The sequence below is a fragment of the Saccharothrix coeruleofusca genome (assembly GCF_014648515.1).
In the GTDB taxonomy this organism is placed as follows: Bacteria; Actinomycetota; Actinomycetes; order Mycobacteriales; family Pseudonocardiaceae; genus Actinosynnema; species Actinosynnema coeruleofuscum.
Genome location: NZ_BMRG01000004.1, coordinates 294,363 through 314,114 on the forward strand (window position 1 = coordinate 294,363; position 19,752 = coordinate 314,114).

Sequence of the window (19,752 nt, forward strand, 5' to 3'; positions counted from 1 at the left end):
GTTCTGCTGGTACCCCGATGACACGGCCTCGCGCCGACGCCTAGGTACCTGATGCGGTCGTGGCGATGCCGCCGTCGACCGGGATGACGGCGCCCGTGAGGTAAGCCCCGGCCCGGCTGGCGAGGAACACGGCGACACCCGCCATGTCGTCGTCGCGGCCGAGCCTGCGCAGCGGGGCTTTCGCCACGATCGTGTCGCCGATGGCATCGAGCGCGGCCGCCATCATCTGCGACGGGAACGGTCCAGGGGCTACCGCGTTCACCGTGACGTGCTGCGGGCCCAATTCCCTGGCGAGCACCCTGGTGAGTTGGTGGAGTGCCGCCTTGCTGCTGGCGTACGAGTAGTTCGGCGAATCGGCGACGTGGATGGCGGCGATACTGCCGATGTTGATGACCCGCGCGGGATCATCGGCGGTGCCCGCCCCGCGAAGTGCCGGGAGCAGTGCCTGCACCAGCCAGAACGGCGACTTGAGGTTGAGGTCGATCACCGCGCCCCAGGCCTCGTTCGGGAACGTCTCCAGCGGCTCGCGCCACATCGCTCCCGCATTGTTGACGAGGATGTCCAGGCGTTCCGAATCGGCCTTGACGAGATCGGCGAGGCGCTGGCACTCGTCGTACCCGGACAGGTCCGCGGGGAATGCTCGAACGTCGCCGAATCCGGACAGCAGGTGCTGTGCCTCCGCGCATGCGTCCGCCTTGCGCGAGCTGATGATGACGCGGGCACCGGCCTGCAGGAGGCCGCGCGCTATCATCATCCCGATGCCCCTGGTGCCGCCAGTGACAAGTGCGCTCTTCCCACTCAGATCGAAAAGGTCCGCGTGAGTGGTGAACTGGTTTTCCGTCATCGGTTTTCGTTCCTTCTGCCGTGGCAGCACGTGCCGACACGGCCGCGCGTCCGTGCAGCCGAGTCGAACTGATGGGGGTGAAGCCGCAGTGCGTTCCTCGGGCGGCCGCCGTGCGCGTCTCCCGTGGAGCTGTTACCTCTGCTCTGCGTCGACTCGTACAGGCTGACAGGCGTCCTGCGTGTCCGGGAGATCCTGGTGATACAGGTACCGCGAGTGCCCGTTCCGGAGCGGGTCGGGGTTGCACCGCTGCTGCTCAACCCCGGCTTCAGGCGCGGCGAGGAGTCCTCAGCCCGGTGACCACCATGTGGATCAGCAGTTCGTAGGTCTCGTCCACCTGATCGGGCAGTTGGAACGCGTTCTCGGTTTCCAGCACCGCGAAACCGTGGACGGCCGCGCGCAGGCAGCGCACCGCGTGGATGGCCTCGGACTCCTCCATGCCGTAGGCGCGCAGGGCCGCCAGCATGATGTCGACCAGCTTCTCCCCGGCCCCCGCCGTCTCCGGCTCCGGGGCTTGGACGAGCGCGGCGTACCGGTGGCGGTGCTCCACGGCGTAGTCGCGCCAGGTCGTCATCAACGCGCGGATCGCCTCGTCGGCGGAGCGGCCGAGCACGGCCCGCCCGATCCGCTCGGCGAGTTCTTCCAGGATCCGCGCCGACATGAGCGCGCGCAGCTCGGCCAGGTTGCGCACGTGCTTGTACAGCGACGGCGTGGCCACCCCCGCCCTGGAGGCCACCGCCGCCAGAGTCAGCGCGGCGGGCCCCTGCTCGTCGACCAGCCGCAGCGCGATCCCGACGACCGCGTCCGCGGACAGCGCCGCCCTAGCCACGGCTGACCTCCCGGAGGAAGGCCAGGATCACCGCGAGCACCTCGGTCGGGAACTGGACGTGCGGGTAGTGTCCCGCCCCCTCGATCACCTCGACCCGCCCCAGCCCTGCGGGCATGGCCGCCACGACGGCCTCACCCTCGGCGCGGGGATCGGTCCAGTCGGGGTCCAGCGACCCCTCCACGACCAGCACGGGACACCGGAGGTCGCCGAGCCGGGCGCCCGCGTCGGTGGCGGGGGACAGGCCCATCCTGCTCACCACCGCCATCCGGCCGGGCCTGCGCAGGTCGGCGTCGAGCGCGGCGAGGTGCCCGGCGAAGCCCGCCTGCCTGGCGCCGGGGTAGGCGTGGTGGAGGTAGCGCTTCCACAGCCCGACGCTGCGGAACGCGCCCATGCCCATGAGCAGCGCCATGCCCTTGCGGTACCGGGCGTGCGAGAACAGGCCACCGAAGTCGACCTTCTGCGCGCGGGTGAACGGGGCGATCTCCACCACGGCACCGACCAGTTCGGGCTCCTGGGCCGCCGCGATGGTGGCGGCGCCGCCCGCGAACGAGTGGCCCACCAGCACCGCGGGGCCGCCCAGGTGGCGTACCACGGCCAGCAGGTCGGCGGCCGAGTCGGTGCGCGTGTAGGAGGCCCAGCCGGTGCTGGACTCGCCGTGGCCGCGCTGGTCCACGTTGGCCACGCGGTAACCGGCGGCGGCCAGCCCGGCGGCCACCTCGCGGTAGGCCGACCGGTTGTCGCCGATGCCGTGGGCCAGCACCACCAGCGGCCCCTCACCGGCCACGTCGTAGGCGAGCCGACCACCGTCGAACTCCAGGAACTCCGTCATGTCCACCGCTTCCACTGGCTAATGTCTATAGCCTAAAAGCTAATGACATTAGCCAGTGGTGTCAACCCGCCGCTCAGAACAGCGCGATCGGGTTGACGGGCACCCCGGTCAGGCCGTGGATGCGTGGCGGCGCGACCACGAGCAGGAAGGAGTAACGGCGCAGCTCGGCGCAGACGGCGGCGAGCTCGTCCACGGCGGCCCCGTCCACCAGCGGCATCCCCATCAAGGGCAGGGCGACCCCGTGCAGCGGCAGGGGGCAGGCGGGGTCCAGCGCCGGGTGCGCGTCGCCGATGTCGCCGACGTAGAGCGACACGCCGCGCCCGTGCATCCACCGGACCGCGTCCAGGCTCATCCCCGGCATGGGGCGCTCGGGGTCGGGAGCGGCCGACCACCCGCAGCGGACCACCAGCGCGTCCCCCGGTTCCAGCCGCACCCCCTGGCGTTCCTCGGCGGCCTCGAAGTCCCGCGAGGTGACCGCGTGGCCCGGCTGCAGCGGGCCGTCCGCGGCCAGGTCGACCAGGACTCCGCGGGTGGTGATCCCGGCGGCGAACGCCGTCGTGGAGCCGTGGTGCACCCCGGCCAGGGTCACGCTCTCCGCCAGGCTGCGCCCCGGGTAGACCAGGCCGTCGCGGTGGATGTGCGCGAGCGCGTCGATGTGCGTCGAGCCCAGGTGGTGGTTGGCGACGAGCATGACGTCGGCCGTCGCCGGCGCCGGGGAACCGGTGTACGCCATGACCTGCTGGACCGCCGAGACCTCCTGGCTGGAGGGGGCGAAGGGGCCGCTGACCAGCGGTCGGGGCCGGACCGGCTGCGCCAGCGACACCGCCCTGCCGGTGCGGACCTCGGCGGCGCCCCTGGCGCGGGCCTCCCCGGTGATCAGGTTGAGCGTGCCCAGCTCGTCGTCCTCGCCCCAGCGGCCCCAGTTGTCCGGCAGGTCCTCCGCGCCGCGCGCGACGGCCTCCGCGTGTCGTTCTTCCATGGGGCCACACTACGTGGTTGTAATGACAGAAATCAATTTTTGTCATTACATCGAGGTCGGGCGGGTACCGCCACCACTGGCAGGCGGTACCCGCCCGGTCGTCACACCTCCACCACGTCGGCCACGACGCACGCGATGTTGTCCGGTGCCCCCGCCTCGTAGGCCAGCTCCAGCAAGTCGTCCAGCACCCGCTCCGGATCGCCCGTCCCGATCAACGCCTCGCGCAGCGCCCCGGTGGGCACGACCGCGGACAGCCCGTCGGAGCACAGCAGGTACCGATCACCGGCCAACGCCGTGTGCAGCGACAGGTCGGGCCTGCTGGTGCCGGAGCCGGTGAGCGCACGGACCAGCATCGCGCGGTGCGGGTGCGAGGCCGCCTCCTCCGCGGTGAGCCTGCCCTCGTCCACCAGCGACTGCACGTGGCTGTGGTCGTGGGTGATCTGGAACAGCTCGCCACCGCGCAGCAGGTACGCCCTGGTGTCGCCGATGTGCACCAGCGCGAGCCTCGACCCCGCCCACAGCATCGCGGTCAGCGTGGTGACCACCTCGCCCGAGGGCGTGGACTCGGCGATGTCCCGGATCGCCTGGTCCGCTTCCCCGACCGCCTCCGCCAGCACCCCCAGCAGCTCGTCGGCGGGCACGCTCCTGGTCTCCAGCGGCACGAGCGCCGCGACGGCCGCCGCACTGGCCCGGTCCCCGCCGGGTCCTCGCATCCCATCGGCCACCGCCAGCAACCTGCTGCCCGCGTAGGCCACGTCCTCGTTGCTCGTGCGCACCAGCCCCGACACCGAACGCGCGGCGTACCGGATACCCAAGGTGCTCACCTCGTCGGCCACGGCACTTCCCCTTCCGGACAAGTAGTCGACGAGGAAGGTGGCCAGCCGTCCACGCGCGGCGGTCTCGGCCACGACGTGGTCCCAGTAGGCGGCGATCTCCGCGGCCGCTTCCGCGGCCCCCAGGTCGCACACCCGGCGGACACGCGCCAACGGCATGCCCAGCCGCCGCAACCAGGCGATCAGCCGGGCCCGCTCCAACTGGTCGGCGTCGTAGAACCGGTAGCCGGATTCCGCGTCCACCGCAGCGGGTCGGAGCAGACCCAGTTCGTCGTAGAGCCGCAGCGCCTTCGGCGACAGCCGCGCGGCCCTGGCGAACGCCCCGATCGTCAGCAGGTCCCCCACCACCTTCCCCGTCCCCGGTCACCGCGACCGGTGATTTGATGCTGCTGCTTCCCCCAGGGGCAAGGTCAACAGGCCGTGGCGCGATCATGCCGGTTCCCGGTCCAAGCCGAACCGGTGCGGCGGCAGCGTCCGGACACCTCGGGCGGACGAGTGGTACTGGTACAGGTCCCACGCGCCGACGGCCCGGTTCGGCGCCCGACCGCCCGACGGCACCGCTTCCCCGCCGGTGAGGAACCACGCGATGACGACTCCGCACGCCTTCCCCCTGCAGCCCACCCCGATCCGCGTGCCCGACGAGGCCCTCGACGACCTGCGCACCCGCCTCGCGCTGACCCGCGCGCCGCTGGACGAGGGGAATCAGGACTGGTCCTACGGCGTCCCGGACGGCTACCTCCGCGAGCTGGTCGACTACTGGCGGCACGGCTACGACTGGCGCGGGGCCGAGGCCGCCATCAACGCCTACGAGCACTACCAGGTGAGCGTGGCCGGTGTGCCGGTGCACTTCATGCGCAAGGCCGGCCGCGGCCCCCGGCCGATCCCGCTGATCCTCACCCACGGCTGGCCGTGGACGTTCTGGCACTGGTCGAAGGTGATCGACCCGCTGGCCGACCCGGCCGCGTTCGGCGGCGACCCCGCCGACGCCTTCGACGTCGTCGTGCCGTCCCTGCCCGGCTTCGGCTTCCCCGGCCCGCTCACCGGCTTTCCGGACGTCAACTTCTGGAAGGTCGCCGACCTGTGGCACACCCTGATGACCGAGACCCTGGGACACCGGAAGTACGCGGCCGGGGGTTGCGACATCGGCGGGCTGGTCTCCAGCCAGCTCGGCCACAAGTACGCCGACCAGCTCTACGGCGTCCACATCGGATCAGGGCTGCCGCTGGACTTCTTCGCGGGTCCCCGCTCCTGGGACTTCGCCCGCAACCTCCCCCTGACCGAGGACCAGCCCGCCGACGTTCGCGCCCGCATCGTCGAACTGGACCGCCGCTGGGCGTCCCACCTCGCCGTGCACACGCTCGACGGCGCCACCCTGGCCCACGGGTTGAGCGACTCGCCCGCCGGACTGCTGGCCTGGCTGCTGGAGCGCTGGAACGCCTGGAGCGACAACGGCGGCGACGTCGAGTCCGTCTTCACCAAGGACGACATGCTCACCCACGCCACGATCTACTGGGTGAACAACTCCATCGCCACGTCCATGCGCTACTACGCCAACGCCAACCGCTACCCCTGGGCCCCGGCCCACGACCGCACCCCGGTCGTGCAGGCCCCGGTCGGCCTCACCCTCGTCACCTACGAGAACCCGCCTGGCGTCCACACCGCGGACGAGCGCGTCCGGGCGTTCGAGGCAGGCCCGCAGGCCCGCTGGTTCAACCACGTCAACGTCAGCGCCCACGATCGCGGCGGCCACTTCATCCCCTGGGAGAACCCCGAGGCCTGGGTGAGCGACCTGCGCCGCACCTTCCGCGGCCGCAGGCCCTGAAACCCTCGCGCAGTGGTGCGAGGCGGTGCGGACAACGGCCGGTGGACGTCTGCCGCGGCCTGCGCCCGGCGTGAGGGCCTCAGGGCTGGATGTTCTCCAGGTCGTCGAGGAGGCTGGGGTGCCGGGGCCACCACCCGAGGACCTCGCGGGTGCGGGCGCTGGAGGCGGGCTGGTCCATGGCGAAGATCGGACCGAACGGGCCGAAGTTCTCCTGCGGCACCGGCTCGACCGGCAGCCCGAGGCGCCTGCCGATGACGGCCGCGATGTCGCGGACCGCGTCGCCCTCGTCCGCCACGGCGTGCCAGGCCGTCCCGGCCGGTGCCGACTCCAGCGCCAGCCGGAACAGCACGGCCGCGTCGCGGGCGTGCACGGCGGGCCAGCGCTGGGTGCCGTCGCCGGGGTAGCCCGCCACGCCGGTGCGGCGTGCCTGATCGGTCAGCAGGCCCGCGAATCCGCCCCTGCCCTCGTTGTGGACCGTGCGCGGCATCCGGACGGCCGTCGCGCGGACGCCGCGCGAGGCCAGATCCAGCAGCGCGTTGACCGAACGGCCACGACCGCCGACCGGCCCGTCGGTGGGCAGCGGATCGGCCTCGGTGCAGGCGCGACCGGCCACCCAGGGCGTTCCGGAGACGGTGACGATCGGGCGGTCGCTGCCGACGAGCTCTTCCCCGAGCACGGCCATGGCGGCGCTCTCCTCGGCGATCGACCGCGCGAGGGCCTGCTCGGTGCTGTAGTCGCTGCCGAAGGCCAGGCTGATCACACCGTCGGACCGCGCTGCGCCGGCCCGCAGGACGTCGAGGTCGGCTAACTGCCCGCGCAGCACCCTGGCCCCGACGGCGGCGAGGGCTTGCGCGGACTTGTCCGAGCGGGCCAGCGCGAGCACGGTGTGGCCGCCGTTGAGCAGCTCGGCGACGACGGCGGAGCCGATGGTGCCGGTACCGCCGGTGACGAAAACGCGCATGGGCCCTCCCCAAGTGATGCGACTTTTGTCCCGTCACCGTACACAGTGATGGGACTTTTGTCCCATCACCTATGATGGGCACATGGCCCGATGGCAACCGGACACGACCCACCGACTCGTCGTCGCGGCCGTCGACCTGTTCACCGAACAGGGGTACGACGCCACCACCGTGGCGCAGATCGCCGAACGCGCGGGCGTCACCAAGAGCACCTTCTTCCGGCACTTCTCCGACAAGCGCGAACTGCTGGTCGCGGGCCAGGAGACGCTGAGCAGGCTGCTCGCCGAGGGGATCGCCGAGGCGCCCGCGAACGCCAGCCCGCTGGAGGCCGTCGCGGCAGGCCTCGAACGCGCCTCCAGCGCCATGGGCCCGGCGAACCGCGAACTCGGCCCCCGGCTGAAAGTGGCCGTGGCGGCCAGCACCGAACTGCAGGAGCGGGACGCCCTCAAGAGCGTCGGTCTCGCGGCCGCCATGACCACCGCGCTCGTCGCCCGCGACATCCCCGAGCCCACCGCGCACCTCGCGGCCGAACTGGGAGTCCTCGCCTTCAAACGGGGTTACGCCCAGTGGTCCGAACAGGACCGCGACGACGGGCGGGGGCTCGCGCACCACGCGCTGGCCGCGTTGGACGACCTGCGCGCGGCAACGGCCTCGCTGGGCTGACCGGCTGACGCGGACAGCGGGACGATCGCCTCGGGTCAGGAGGTCTTGCCGGGTTCGCCGCCGAGGGACGCCCGGTAGATGTCCGTGTAAGTGGGGGAGTCCTTGATCAGGTCGTCGCAGAAGGCGGCGACGTCGTGGCCGACGAGTTCCAGGACCGGCCTGCCCGCCGCGGCGCCCTCCTCGAAGAAGTCGACGATCCCCGACAGCAGGCGCCCGTCGGGCAGGTTGACCGGCCCGACCTTGAAGAAGTACTTCTGGATCTCCCCGTAGACGATCCGGTAGTCCGGCGGGAGCGCCTTGACCCGAGCCACGTGCGCCCGCCAGTGCTTCTTGCCCTCGATGATGTCCCGGATGCCCATGTCAGCCCCCCAGCCTGCTCAATTTGCGCGCGACGTTGCTGTTCAACTGCTCGCGCCACCGGTCGCGGTAGTCGCGGAGCCCTTCTCCGCCCGCCAGCGCGGCGCAGAAACCCGCGATGTCGTCGCCCAGCACCTCGTCAACGCCCTGTCCGTCCGCGGCCGTCTCCTCCAGCAGTCCCAGGACGCCGTCGAGGACCGGCAGCAGGTCGCGCCCCGTGAAGCCGGAACGGGGGAGGAGGTGGGCCTTGATCCGCTCCCACGCCGCCCGGTGGCCTGCGGGCAACGCCTTGGCCCTGGCCTCGAACGCCTTCCACGCCCTGGTCAGATCGCTGCCCGTCACGGTCTCCCAGAAGTTCATCTCCCGCCCTCCTTGAGCTTGTCGATCCGAGATGAGAGGTACTCCCACTTCGCCCAGAACCTGGCCAGTTCTTCGCGTCCCGCGTCGTTGAGCGCGTAGAACTTGCGCGGCGGCCCCTTCTCGGACGGCCGTTTCGTGACCCGGACCAGCCCGTTGCGCTCCAGTCGCAGCAGGATGGTGTAGACCGTTCCCTCGATGACGTCGGTGAAGCCGAGTTCGTTCAGCCGACGCGTGATGGCGTACCCGTAGGTCTCCTCGCCGCCGATGATCTGCAGCACGCACCCCTCGAGCGTGCCCTTGAGCATCTCCGTCAGGTCCTCCACAGCCCTCCTTCCGGTACTGCGTAACACCGACTACCGCTATACGGTATCACCGAGTAGTGGTTCGTGTCAGCCACTCCTGACGCGGCGGCGGGGTTGATCATCGTTAGGATGGCGCGGTCTTGCCGGGACGCGTCCCGGCGAAGCAACCGCCGGAGCGCACGGAATCCGCAGCGCCAGTCGACCCGCTCGGAGGGGGTGCCGTGAAGCCGCTCGCAGCGTCCGACCCGACCGCCATCGGCCGCTACCGCGTCCTCGCGGAACTGGGCCGGGGCGGCATGGGGCGGGTGCTGCTCGGTTCCGGCCCGGACGGACGACTGGTCGCGGTCAAGCTGGTCCGCGCCGCCCTCGTCCAGGACGAGGGGTTCCGCGCCCGCTTCAGCCGCGAGGTCGAGGCGTCCAGGAGGGTCTCCGGCGCCTACACCGCCGCCGTGGTCGAGGCCGACGCGGACGCGGACGTGCCGTGGCTGGCCTCGGTGTTCGTGCCGGGCCCCTCGTTGCACGAGGCCGTGGCGACGGCCGGACCGCTGCCGGAGGAGTCGGCGCTGCGCCTGGCCGCCGGACTGGCGGCGGCGTTGCAGGAGATCCACCGGGTCGGCCTGGTGCACCGGGACCTCAAGCCCTCCAACGTGCTGCTGACCGACGACGGCCTCCGCGTGATCGACTTCGGCATCGCCAAGGCCGTGGACGACCCCGGCGGACACCTCACCCACGTGGGTTCCATGGTCGGCTCGCCGGGGTTCATGTCCCCCGAGCAGGCCGAGTCCCGCCCGCTCGGGCCCGCCGGCGACGTGTTCTCCCTGGGGGCGGTGCTCGCCGCGGCGTGCACGGGACGCAGCCCGTTCGCGGGCGCCTCCACGTGGCAGACGCTGAGCAACGTCGTGAGCGCCCACCCCGACCTCTCGGCACTGCCGCCGCGGGTGCGCCTGCTCGTGCAGCGGTGCCTGGAGAAGGACCCCGGCAGGCGCCCCAGCCCCGAGCAGGTCCTCGACATGGCGCACCCCGTCCCGCCGTCGGTGCGGCCCTGGCTGCCCGCCGTGCACCGCATGATCGACGACCAGCGCGCCGCCGTCGCCCGACTGCTGCCCGCCGGACGGCAGGACCCCGCGCCCGCAGCGCAGACGGCCCGCTCCGCCGTCTCCCCGCCGCCCTCCACCTCGCTCTTCGCGGGCGAGCCGACGCGGGTCGGGCACCCCTCCCCGGCCCCGCCGCCCGCCCGCCGGGGCCTGCGGTGGGCGGTGACGGCCATCGCGGGCGTGGCCGTGCTCGCCCTGCTGACCGCGGCGGCGATCGTTTGGCAGCAGTGGCCGCACCAGGGAACCGCGAGCGGTGGAACGGTGGAGGGGCCGCGCAGCACGACACCGCCCGCACCGGCCTCGACCGCTCCGACGTCGTCCACCACCGCCTCGTCGTCCACAGCCGCGAGGCCCGTTCTGGAAGATCTGCGGCTGTACTGGAACCCGGGCCCTCAGGACAACGCCACCTGCGCCGCCGACGCGTGCCTGGGGCAACGGCGCGCCGAGTACGGCCTGGCCCGCACGGAGGGGCGGGTGCTGGCCTCCCGTGCGGAAGGCACCGTGCCGCTGAGGACCTACCGGAACGACGCTCGCGGGGACATCGTCACCTGCGGGACCGAGGCGTGCGTCCGGCAGCAGGAGGAAGTGGGGTACGTCTTCGTCCGCGAGGAAGGGCACGTCTACCCCGCACAGCGGGAGGGCACCGTCGCACTGCGGCTGTTCTGGCACGAGGGTCGCGGGGACAACGCCACCTGCGTGACCGACGCGTGCGCCCAGGACCAGATCAGCGTCGGCTACCAGTACATCCGGGACGAGGGCTTCGTCTACCCCGCCACCCCGTCGAACTGACCGCCGAGCGCGACCGGGCACGACGCTGTCAGCGAATCACCTGTCACCGGTTCTCCTCCAGGGAAGGCGTGGGCGATGAGCGGACCACCATCCGGGCGCGGGGTCCTCGACGGGGCCTTCACGGTCCTCGGCGCTCTGGAGACCTCCGGCACCCCCATGCGCTGCGCCGAGATCACCCGCGCGACGGGCATCCCCAAGCAGACCGTGTCCCGGTTGCTGACCCAGCTGGAGGACCACGGTGCCGTGACTCGGGTCGGCGAGCGCTTCACCCTGGGCTCCGGCCTGTTCCGACTCGGATCGCGCTGGTCGGGAGCGCGACTGGCCGCCGTCGGGCAACCCGTCCTGGCTGAACTGCACCGGCGCACGGCAGCGACGGTGCACCTCGCGGTCCTGGTGGACGACGCCGTCTGCTACGTGGCCAAGCTCGTGGGGCGTGACGGGGATGTCGCGCCTTCGGAAGTCGGGCTCCTCCAGCCACCGGCGGGCAGCGCGGTCGGCAAGGTCCTGCTCGCGGGGCTCCCCCAGGAGCGGCGCAAGCGCGCACTGGAAGCCGTGACCGACCGGGGGATCGCGAAACGCACCCGTGCGGCACTCGACGGGTTCACCCGCTCCGGCGTGGCCTTCGACCACGAGGAGGTGAGCGACGGCCTGTGCTGTGCCGCCGCACCCGTCCTCGCCCGCCACGGGGCCATCACCGGAGCGCTGTCGGTGTCCGTCCCGGCGTCCCGGCCGCTGCCCCCCTTGACGGATCAGGTCCGCGCGGCCGCCAAGGCGCTCTCGCGGCTCAGCGGGACCGTCTCACCGTGAACCGGACCGATCATCCCGCTGCGACCCAGCGCCTGCTCATGCCCCACATGTCCCACTGAACGGGGCAACGGCTCCCCCCAACCGCGTCATCACCGGCATCCTCGCGGGCATGACCAGTGACGACAGCACTCACAACAGAGTCGTTCGGGCGGGCGTCGTGCAGGCCGCCCCGGTCCCGTTCGACCCGGTGGCCACGTTGCGCGTCGTGGAGCGGTGGCTGTCCGAGGCAGCCGAGCGGAACCTGGATCTCGTGGTGTTCCCCGAGGCGTTCATCGGCGGCTACCCCAAGGGATCGGCGTTCGGGGCAGTGGTGGGCGACCGGACCGCAGCCGGACGAGAGGAGTTCGCCCGGTACTGGAGCGGCGCCGTGGAGGTGCCCGGCCCCGTCACGGACCGGCTGGGCGAACTGGCGGCCGATGCCCGCACCCACCTGGTCATCGGCGTCGTCGAACGGGAGCACGGCACGCTCTACTGCACGGTCCTGTTCTTCTCCGCCGCGGGAGCGCTCCTCGGCAAGCGGCGTAAGCTCATGCCCACCGGCGCCGAGCGGATGATCTGGGGATTCGGCGACGGCTCGACCCTCGACGTGCACCGCACCGAACTCGGCAGGCTCGGGGCCGTGATCTGCTGGGAGAACCTCATGCCCGCGACACGGCTGGCCATGTACGCGCAAGGCATCGAGCTGTACTGCGCGCCGACGGCGGACAGCAGGGAAAGCCACCACGCGACCATGCGCCACATCGCCATGGAAGGCAGGTGCTTCGTGCTGGTGGCGAACCAGTGCCTGCGCGTCGGGGACTTCCCCCGGACCACCCCACGCCGTACGGCACCGACCCGGAGCAACTCGTCTCCCGCGGTGGCAGCAGCATCATCGGCCCGCTGGGCGAAGTGCTGGCCGGGCCCGTCCTGGACCAGGAGATCCTGCTGACCGCGGACCTCGACATGGCACTGATCCCTCGCGCCCGCTACGACTTCGACCCCGTCGGCCACTACGCACGGCCCGACATCTTCCGCCTCCACGTGGACACCACGGACCGCCGCGCCGTGCGGACCAGCGACAGTCCGAGCGCGTCCCCCTCAGCCGACTCGCCCACCACCTCCCTCGGACACCGCCCATGAACGAGCAGCCCGTCAACATCCCCTCGTCGGCGGACATCGCCCGCGCGGCCGAACGAATCCGCGACGTGGTGCGCCGCACCCCCGTGATGCGGGTGGCGGCCGGGGAACTGGACGTGCCCGTCCCCGTCACCCTGAAACTGGAATTCCTCCAGCACACCGGCTCCTTCAAGGTCCGTGGCGCGGCCAACACGCTCGCCCTCCTGCGCGTCGCGGAACGCGGCGCCCCGACCGCGGGCGTCTGCTGCGCGTCGGGAGGCAACCACGGGGCCGCCGTGGCCTGGGCGGCACGCGCAGCGAACCTGCCCGCCACCGTGTTCGTACCCGACTTCTCGCCCAAGGCCAAGACCGACATCATCGAATCCCTCGGCGCGCGCCTGCGCCGCGTCGAAGGCTTCTACGCCGACGCGCTGGCCGCCAGCCGGGATCACGCCCGGCGCGAGGGCGCCTTCCACGTCGACGCCTATGACGCCCCGCAGACGGTGGCCGGGCAGGGCACGCTCGGCCTGGAGCTCGCCGAGCAGGTGCCGGAGGGACAGCCCGTGCTGGTCGGGTGCGGTGGGGGAGGCCTGTACGCGGGAGTCGCTCTGGCGCTGGACGGGCGCAACCGCGTGATCGCAGCCGAACCGTCCTCGGCGCCTTCGCTCACAGCAGCGCTGGAGGCGGGCGAACCGGTGGACGTGGAAGTCGGTGGGATCGCCCTGGACAGCCTCGGCGCCCGCCGGGCGGGGCGCATAGCCACTGCGGTCGGCCTCTCGCTGGGCACGAAGACCCTCACCGTCGCGGACGAGGACATCGCCGCCGCCCAGGCACTCCTCTACCAGCGGCTGCGCATCGTGGCCGAACCCGGCGGAGCCACCGCTCTCGCCGCGCTGCTCGCCCACCCCGAAGACTTCCCCGACGGAGCCACCGTCGTCGTCTCGGGGGCCAACGCGACACCGCCGTCGAGTACCGGCCGCTGAGAAGTCGTTGTCCTACCGGGAGGTCGGCTTGACACGGGGGCGGTACCGCTTCCGAGCATTACTCGCGACCTGGACCGGTGCCGGCCCTGCCGACAACCGGCCCAGAGCACGGGAGCTAACCCAAAATACAGCCGTTGGACAGCCTGTCCAGGTAGGACTGGTCGGTGGTGATGATTTTATCCCAGTCGAAGTGCCAACGGTTGAACGCGGATTCACTTGCGATGTAGTGCTTCCTTCCCCCCTCCGGCCTGACGAGGTACACGTGCGCGCTGGGTCCCTTCGCGAGGAACGCGCCGTTCAGGCCTGCCCCCTGGCCGATGGAATCCACGTCGGACATCGTCACGATACCCTCCCAGTCCCGGAAAAGGCCTTCGTAAATGCGCTCATTGGGAATGTTCGCGCGCTGTCCGCACAAGACCAGCCAGACCTTGGGGTCGCCAGCTTCCTTGACGCGGTTCCCTTCGTAGGAGGCCAGCGAACCAACCGGGCCAGTCGGCTGCGCACCGGCTGGTGACGCCATGCCTTGCGGCCCCGCGACCAGCACAGTGACTCCCGTCAGGATCAGGACCAAGAGGCCCGAACGAATCCTTCGCGTGAAGGTGGACATGTTCCCTCCGTCGTTTCACAGTAGGGCCGATCCCCTTGCTGCGCCTCAACTCAACGGTCGCCTGTACCGCTGTGCGCTCTACTGAGCTTGACGGTGTCCACGGGGACCGGTCCCGGCTGGCCATCAACCCCGGAGAAGCCGGAGTGGACGTCGCCGACCAGTCCCCGTTCCGGAACACCGCGATTGAGTCGATTTCCTGCCCTTCCGAACGACGACAAGAGGCTCGATCTCCCCGACGTCCGTCTGATGTCGGCGGGATCACCATCTCGATGCGCACAGTCGACAGGCACCGTCCCCACGGCATCGATCGCCGACGAGAACGCGGTCACCGCGATTTCCTTCGTCGACCGCGCGAACCTTCTTCACCGCCAAGGCATCACCCAGGCGCATCGCGTCGTCGCCGGCGACAGTTCCTGCTGCCACGTCCACACCTGGACCAGCCAACGGCACCGCACCCGTGCCCTGGCTGTGTGGAACGTGGACAACAACCACCACCGACCCACGCCAACTCGCCGGCCTCGTACGCCGAGCCACTCGGCGCGACATCGACCGCGAGGACTGTCAGTGCCCGACGCCAGCACGCTCACCCGGGACGTGCCCCAGATCCTCCGTCACGGGCAGGCACTCGGCGAGCAGGTCGACGACGTCGCGCCAGGCGCGCTGCGCGTGCCGCGGGTGGTAGCCGACGCCGGGGACCACAGGGTGGTCGACCGGCGGGTGGTGGAAGGCGTGCAAGGCGCCGCCGTAGACCGTGAGGCGCCAGTCGACGCCTGCGGCCTGCATCTCCGCGGTGAACGCGTTCCGTTGCGCGGGCGGCATGATCGGGTCTTCCGACCCGACACCGGCCCACACCGGGCAGCGAATGCGCGCCGCCTCGCCCGGTCGGCCCGTGGTCAGTGCGTTGACTGTCCCGATCGCGCGCAGGCTGACGCCGCCGCGCCCGAGTTCCAGCCCGACAGCGCCCCCGGTGCCGTAGCCGATGGCGGCGATCCGGTCGGGGTCGGTCCGCGGTTCAGCGCGCAACACGTCGAGCGCCGCATGACCTATGCCCCGCATCCGGTCGGGATCAGCGAGCAGCGGCAGGCAACGGCCCAGCATCTCCTCGGGGTCGCCCAGATAGCGCCCGCCGTGAAGGTCGAAGGCCAGCGCCACATATCCCAGTTCGGCGAGGGCGTCGGCCCGGCGGCGCTCGACATCGCTGAGCCCCATGCCCTCTGGTCCGAGCAACACCGCGGGCCGGTGGTCGGCACCGGCAGGGAGTGCGAGGTGCCCGATCATCGTCAAACCGTCGGCCGGATACTCGACCGCACGCGTCGTAATCGTCGTCACGAGACTGGACGGTAGTGATCGTCGAGCCCGCTCCGGCTGGTGTTCTGCCACGGGCAGAACACTTCCGAACTACGGCGAGGACTCACGAGAACCGTCACAAACCCCGGCCCCACGGCAGCGCTATCGGACTAGTTCACCTCCGCCGGAGCTTGGGCGCGGCGCAGCGCCGTGGCCTCGGCCAGCACGCGGGGATGCGGCTGTGGCTGGGCGATCAACGCCGAAAGCACCCGATCGGCAGCCGAGGAGGGCGTGTCGGCGCGGAGGGCCTGTCGCAGCAGTTGCAGACCGTGCAGTTGTTCCACCGGGTCCCCGGTGCGCAGTCCGTTCCACAGCACCTGCAGCGCCGAGTGCTCGTCCGCCTCCGACACGTCCACAGGGAGAAGCGGCCTTTCGTCAGTCATCGCCTGAGCCGCGGCGGGCGGCGGGGTGTGGCGGGCACGGGCGGCGAGCAGGACCTGTTCCACGGCGTCCACGGCCGAGCGGTCGGGGGAGCGGGCGGCCTGGTTGTAGACGCGGTGGGTGGTCTCGACCGAGGAGTGACCCACGTCGGCCTGGATGTGGGTCATGTCCACGCCCGCTTCCGCAGCTGTGGTGACGTAGAAGTGACGCAGCACGTGCGGCCCCATCCGATCGGCGACATCGGCCAGGGCAGGGCCCGCGCTGCGGGCCAGGCGACGCAGCAGCGACCACATGTCGCGCGGGTCGACCGGGCCGCCGTCGCGGGTGGCGATCAGCGGGGAGAGCTGCCCGCGCAGTTGTCCGGGCAGGGCGGGTACCGCCGCGGCGCTCCACCGGTCCCGCTCGGCCAGGTAATCGTCGAGCGCGGAGGCAGCCAGGGTCGACAGGTAGACGGTGCGGACCTTGTTGCCCTTGCCGGTCACCCGCAGCGCCCGCCGCCCTCGGGTGGTGTGCACATCGCCACGCCGCAGACCGGTCAGCTCGCCGATGCGCACCCCCAGGGTCAACAGCGCCACGATGGCCACCGACCGATAGCGCATCACCGGATGCACGCCCCGCCGCGGGGTGGCCGCAGTGCGCATCAGCCGCTCGACCTGCTCGGCGGTGAGCACCACGGTGGGGGAGGTGTCGCGATGAGCGCCCAGGCCGAGCCGGGAACGGTCGAAGCGAGTCGGATCGACCGTGACGGCACCGTGCTCGGCCAGGTGCGCGTACATCGCGCCCACAGCGGCCAGCCGATGGGCACGGGTCGCCTTGGGCATGCCCAGCGCGCCCAACTCCAGCTGCCAGCGCTTGACCGCAGTGCTGTCCGCGCGCAGTGGGTGCACCTGGTTGCGGTCACACCACCGCAACCACGCCCAGTCCCGGTAACGCCCTGGTCTGGTGGGCGGCGCGTGCCTGCTCGTGCCTCCCGACCCCGCAGGTGTGCCTGTCCTGTTCGCGCCCGCAGTCGCCGGGGGGATGAACGCGAAGTCCTCGGGGCGCCCGATGGCCTCGACCCATCGACGGTCCAGCCCCAGCGCATCGCCGTAGGACCGGCGCGTGGCAGCCGAGGCATAGCCGGAGAGCCAGTCGTGCAGCAGCCGCTCCAGCGTCCGCATCTCCGACTCGGTGACGAAGGAGAAGTCGTGCCGCCTGCTGGGATCGTGAGCCGTGTCCTCGGCGAGGACCGGTGCGAACACCGACGGACCAGGCGACTGCGGCGGTTCGACGATCACAACCGGCAGCCTATCGACAGTCGGCACCACCGACACCGGATGACGTTTCCCAGTCGGGAAGTGTTCTGATGTGGCTCCCAGAACGGGTGGACATCGGACTTGGCCTGCCCTTGAACCGTTGCCGGAGCGACCATCGGGCCTCCTGCCCCGACGCCCAGCCCGATCCCCGCCGGCTCCCCGCAGCCGATGATCAGGCTGTGTCGGACGGGGGGAGGACCGCTGTCGTCACGTGACCGGACCGCGGTGCGTCCGGGCCGCTGGACCACGCCGCTGCTCGTCCTGACCGGGTTGGCGTCGGTGGTTTTCACGGTCGGGACGGCGGGGTGTGGCTGGTGCCGCCGGAGGTGCTCACCGCAGCGCGGGAGCGGTTCGGCGTTGCCGGGGTGCTCCCGTCGATGGTCACCGACGTCGGCGCGCTGGCGCTGGTCGTCGTGCTCGCCACCGCGTCGGCGAGTCCGTCGAACTGACCCCTCACTTCGACCACCGGGGGTGAGCAGCAGCGGTTGACCCTGAGCCGAGATCCGCAGGTCAGGGCTGATCGACCAGGTTCCGGTCTGTGCCCGTTGAGTTCCTGGCCGACGAGCACGCTGAGTCTCGCGGGACGTTCACCCAGGAGCCGACCCGCCCGGAGCTGGAGCAGTGAGGACGACGACGGGAGCGGGCAGGAGTAACACCAGGCACGCGCGTCCTTGGCTCAGCTCGCGCGCGGGGCCCCGTGGCGCAGACCGTCGAGGAGGAGGGCGGTGATCTGCCGGGCCTCGTCGAGCCATCCCTCGGTCACCCGCATGGCGCAGATGCCGCCCAGAGCCCGCAGCAGGGTGGGTCCGGTGACGTCGCCGCGGATGGTGCCTGCCGCGCTGCCCGCATCGAGCAGACGGGTCAGGGCGTCGCCCATGCGGGTGCGGGCGTCGTCGAAGACCGGTGAATCCGTGGCCATGATGCTCTCCAGCGCGACGGACATCCCCTTGCCCACGGCGGCGTGGTCCACGAGCAGCAGCAGGAACCGCCGCAGGGCCTCCTCCGGGGCGTGCTGGTTCAGCAGGTCGCCGGGCGCGGTGCACAGGTCGTCGACCTCCTTGCGGTAGACCTCCTCGATCAGCGCCTCGCGGGTCTCGAAGTGGCGGTAGAGCGTGCCCACGGCGACGCCGGCGCTGCGGGCGATGTCCTCCACGTGCACGTTGATGCCGCCGCTGAGGAACGCCTGACGGGCTGCGGACAGCAGTGCCTCGCGGTTGCGTCGCGCGTCGGCGCGCAGCGGGCGTGATGACGACAAGGAACCTCCATAAGGTGAGTCCGGTTCCGCTTATGTGTACAGTTTCCGGAGTCAGGTTCATCTTACGGAGGGGATTTGCCATGCCGAACACCGACGAGGGCCTGGACGGCTTGCGAGTGCTGGTCACCGGTGGCAGCAGGGGCCTGGGCGCGGCTGCCGCGCGTCGCTTCGTCGCCGCGGGCGCGACCGTGCTGACGGCCTCCCGCAGCCGGCCCGAGGAGGACGACGGCGCCATCTTCATGCCTGCGGACCTCTCGACGCAGCAGGGCGTGGCCGAGCTCGGCCGCCGAGTCGTCGACCAGGTGGGCGGGGTGGACGTGCTCGTGAACAACGCCGGCGCGGCCAGCGCCCCGGCGCCGACCCTGAGCCGGTCCGACGCATCCTGGCAGGCGGACCTGGATATGAACCTCCTCAGCGCCGTGCGCCTGGACCGGGCCCTGGTGCCGGGAATGGTCGAGCGGGGCTCCGGCGTCGTCGTGCACGTCTCCTCGATCGCCAGCCAACTGCCCCAGCGCACCGAGGCTTCCTATGCCGCCGCCAAGGCCGCGCTCAACACCTACAGCCGTGAACTGGCCACCGAGGTCGGCGCGCACGGGGTGCGTGTGGTCTGCGTCCTTCCCGGCTTCGTCGTCACCGACGGCGCCACCGCCCACCTCCGGCACATGGCCGAGGAGCAGGGCGTGACCACCGAGGAGGTCACGCGGCAGATCGTGGACCGCCTGAACGTCCCCATGGGCCGCCCCGGAGATCCCGAGGACGTCGCCGAGATGATCGCTTTCCTCGCCTCCGGCCGCGCGAAGTGGCTCACCGGGGCGCAATTCCGCGTCGACGGCGGCATCATCCCGACCGTCTGAGCACCGACCAGTACCAGCGCGAAGAACAGGACCGTCACCATGCCCATCACCCTGAGTTCCGTGATCATCGACGCTGCCGGGATCGAGGCGGAGAGCGCCTTCTGGCACCGGCTGCTCGGTGGCTCGATCCACCGCACGCCGACCCACCACTTCATTCAGACCCCCCGGCCTCCCGGTCATCGTCGTCCAGTCCGCACCCGAACACGTCTCCCCGAACTGGCCGGACGGCACCTCCCAGCAGATGCACCTCGACTTCGGCGTCGTGGACCTCGCGACCGCCGACCGCGCGGGACTGCGCGGGACTGCGCGGAAACGTCGGTCACCGAACGCGCGCTATGCGGCATGAACGGATACCGGCAATGCCTTCCAAAACGCGCTGCACTCAGCGCCACGGACAATGCCGGATGCGGAGGAATGGGCGGCGCGGCGCCGCGGCGCCGCGGCATCCGGGCGCAGCCTCGTCGGTCATGT

22 protein-coding genes are annotated in these 19,752 nt (G+C 71.4%); 9 read left to right on the plus strand and 13 right to left on the minus strand.

All coding sequences use genetic code 11. The annotated features are described in order from the left end of the window. Positions 1-40: 40 nt before the first annotated feature. The 5 genes from IEZ00_RS13470 to IEZ00_RS13490 all read right to left on the minus strand — a co-directional run bounded on the left by IEZ00_RS13470 (position 41) and on the right by IEZ00_RS13490 (position 4,656). Positions 41-844, minus strand: a complete 804-nt coding sequence (locus IEZ00_RS13470) for an SDR family oxidoreductase (protein WP_189223560.1) — start codon at positions 842-844, stop codon at positions 41-43. 265 nt (positions 845-1,109) lie between these two features. Further along, positions 1,110-1,670 carry a TetR/AcrR family transcriptional regulator gene (locus IEZ00_RS13475; protein ID WP_189223561.1) on the minus strand — a complete coding sequence of 187 codons (561 nt, stop codon included), beginning with the start codon at positions 1,668-1,670 and terminating at the stop codon, positions 1,110-1,112. Further along, positions 1,663-2,499: an alpha/beta fold hydrolase gene (locus tag IEZ00_RS13480; RefSeq protein WP_189223562.1), complete on the minus strand. Its 837-nt coding sequence runs from the start codon at positions 2,497-2,499 to the stop codon at positions 1,663-1,665. The genes IEZ00_RS13475 and IEZ00_RS13480 overlap by 8 nt, the downstream gene beginning before the upstream one ends. A gap of 73 nt (positions 2,500-2,572) precedes the next feature. Beyond that, on the minus strand, positions 2,573-3,478 hold the full coding sequence (locus IEZ00_RS13485; RefSeq protein WP_189223563.1) for a cyclase family protein: 906 nt from the start codon (positions 3,476-3,478) through the stop codon (positions 2,573-2,575). Between the two features lie 101 nt (positions 3,479-3,579). Continuing rightward, entirely contained in the window at positions 3,580-4,656 is a 1,077-nt protein-coding gene (locus tag IEZ00_RS13490) for a MerR family transcriptional regulator (protein ID WP_209618935.1), read from the minus strand. A gap of 241 nt (positions 4,657-4,897) precedes the next feature. Here IEZ00_RS13490 and IEZ00_RS13495 point away from each other — a divergent pair, with 241 nt between their 5' ends. Further along, positions 4,898-6,133: an epoxide hydrolase family protein gene (locus IEZ00_RS13495; RefSeq protein WP_189223565.1), complete on the plus strand. Its 1,236-nt coding sequence runs from the start codon at positions 4,898-4,900 to the stop codon at positions 6,131-6,133. A 79-nt stretch (positions 6,134-6,212) separates the two neighbouring features. On the opposite strand, the gene IEZ00_RS13500 is transcribed toward IEZ00_RS13495, so the two are convergent. Beyond that, positions 6,213-7,094: an SDR family oxidoreductase gene (locus tag IEZ00_RS13500; RefSeq protein WP_189223566.1), complete on the minus strand. Its 882-nt coding sequence runs from the start codon at positions 7,092-7,094 to the stop codon at positions 6,213-6,215. Between the two features lie 82 nt (positions 7,095-7,176). Here IEZ00_RS13500 and IEZ00_RS13505 point away from each other — a divergent pair, with 82 nt between their 5' ends. Next, a complete protein-coding gene (locus IEZ00_RS13505) occupies positions 7,177-7,755 on the plus strand; it encodes a TetR/AcrR family transcriptional regulator (protein WP_189223567.1) in 579 nt (192 codons plus the stop codon). Positions 7,756-7,790: 35 nt separating this feature from the next. Here IEZ00_RS13505 and IEZ00_RS13510 read toward each other — a convergent pair whose 3' ends face one another. Genes IEZ00_RS13510 through IEZ00_RS13520 form a run of 3 tightly spaced genes read right to left on the minus strand, consistent with a single transcriptional unit; the run spans position 7,791 to position 8,795 of the window. Continuing rightward, entirely contained in the window at positions 7,791-8,114 is a 324-nt protein-coding gene (locus IEZ00_RS13510) for a DUF1048 domain-containing protein (protein ID WP_189223568.1), read from the minus strand. A gap of 1 nt (position 8,115) precedes the next feature. Then, positions 8,116-8,472, minus strand: a complete 357-nt coding sequence (locus tag IEZ00_RS13515) for a DUF1048 domain-containing protein (RefSeq protein WP_189223569.1) — start codon at positions 8,470-8,472, stop codon at positions 8,116-8,118. Then, positions 8,469-8,795 carry a PadR family transcriptional regulator gene (locus tag IEZ00_RS13520; RefSeq protein ID WP_189223570.1) on the minus strand — a complete coding sequence of 109 codons (327 nt, stop codon included), beginning with the start codon at positions 8,793-8,795 and terminating at the stop codon, positions 8,469-8,471. Before IEZ00_RS13520 ends, IEZ00_RS13515 begins: the two co-directional genes overlap by 4 nt. Positions 8,796-8,995: 200 nt before the next feature. Here IEZ00_RS13520 and IEZ00_RS13525 point away from each other — a divergent pair, with 200 nt between their 5' ends. From IEZ00_RS13525 to IEZ00_RS13540, 5 genes are all read left to right on the plus strand, one after another. Beyond that, positions 8,996-10,657 carry a serine/threonine-protein kinase gene (locus IEZ00_RS13525; RefSeq protein ID WP_189223571.1) on the plus strand — a complete coding sequence of 554 codons (1,662 nt, stop codon included), beginning with the start codon at positions 8,996-8,998 and terminating at the stop codon, positions 10,655-10,657. Positions 10,658-10,732: 75 nt separating this feature from the next. Next, positions 10,733-11,464: an IclR family transcriptional regulator gene (locus IEZ00_RS13530; protein ID WP_189223572.1), complete on the plus strand. Its 732-nt coding sequence runs from the start codon at positions 10,733-10,735 to the stop codon at positions 11,462-11,464. A gap of 109 nt (positions 11,465-11,573) precedes the next feature. Further along, positions 11,574-12,392: a nitrilase-related carbon-nitrogen hydrolase gene (locus tag IEZ00_RS13535; protein WP_268248709.1), complete on the plus strand. Its 819-nt coding sequence runs from the start codon at positions 11,574-11,576 to the stop codon at positions 12,390-12,392. Further along, positions 12,344-12,583 (plus strand): hypothetical protein, encoded by a 240-nt coding sequence (locus IEZ00_RS37755; RefSeq protein WP_268248724.1) that lies wholly within the window; start codon positions 12,344-12,346, stop codon positions 12,581-12,583. The genes IEZ00_RS13535 and IEZ00_RS37755 overlap by 49 nt, the downstream gene beginning before the upstream one ends. Then, a complete protein-coding gene (locus IEZ00_RS13540; RefSeq protein WP_189223573.1) occupies positions 12,580-13,542 on the plus strand; it encodes a serine/threonine dehydratase in 963 nt (320 codons plus the stop codon). Before IEZ00_RS37755 ends, IEZ00_RS13540 begins: the two co-directional genes overlap by 4 nt. Positions 13,543-13,657: 115 nt before the next feature. On the opposite strand, the gene IEZ00_RS13545 is transcribed toward IEZ00_RS13540, so the two are convergent. The 3 genes from IEZ00_RS13545 to IEZ00_RS13555 all read right to left on the minus strand — a co-directional run bounded on the left by IEZ00_RS13545 (position 13,658) and on the right by IEZ00_RS13555 (position 17,154). Continuing rightward, positions 13,658-14,149 carry a hypothetical protein gene (locus IEZ00_RS13545; RefSeq protein WP_189223574.1) on the minus strand — a complete coding sequence of 164 codons (492 nt, stop codon included), beginning with the start codon at positions 14,147-14,149 and terminating at the stop codon, positions 13,658-13,660. Positions 14,150-14,710: 561 nt separating this feature from the next. Further along, complete coding sequence (locus IEZ00_RS13550; protein ID WP_189223575.1) at positions 14,711-15,478, minus strand: dienelactone hydrolase family protein; 768 nt, start codon at positions 15,476-15,478, stop codon at positions 14,711-14,713. 128 nt (positions 15,479-15,606) lie between these two features. Continuing rightward, complete coding sequence (locus IEZ00_RS13555; RefSeq protein WP_189223576.1) at positions 15,607-17,154, minus strand: tyrosine-type recombinase/integrase; 1,548 nt, start codon at positions 17,152-17,154, stop codon at positions 15,607-15,609. A 323-nt stretch (positions 17,155-17,477) separates the two neighbouring features. Here IEZ00_RS13555 and IEZ00_RS13560 point away from each other — a divergent pair, with 323 nt between their 5' ends. After that, positions 17,478-17,621 (plus strand): hypothetical protein, encoded by a 144-nt coding sequence (locus IEZ00_RS13560; protein WP_189223577.1) that lies wholly within the window; start codon positions 17,478-17,480, stop codon positions 17,619-17,621. 227 nt (positions 17,622-17,848) lie between these two features. On the opposite strand, the gene IEZ00_RS13565 is transcribed toward IEZ00_RS13560, so the two are convergent. Beyond that, positions 17,849-18,427, minus strand: a complete 579-nt coding sequence (locus IEZ00_RS13565) for a TetR/AcrR family transcriptional regulator (RefSeq protein WP_189223578.1) — start codon at positions 18,425-18,427, stop codon at positions 17,849-17,851. 80 nt (positions 18,428-18,507) lie between these two features. On the opposite strand from IEZ00_RS13565, the gene IEZ00_RS13570 reads away from it, so the two are divergent. Continuing rightward, entirely contained in the window at positions 18,508-19,281 is a 774-nt protein-coding gene (locus IEZ00_RS13570) for an oxidoreductase (protein WP_189223579.1), read from the plus strand. The last annotated feature ends 471 nt before the right edge of the window (positions 19,282-19,752 follow it).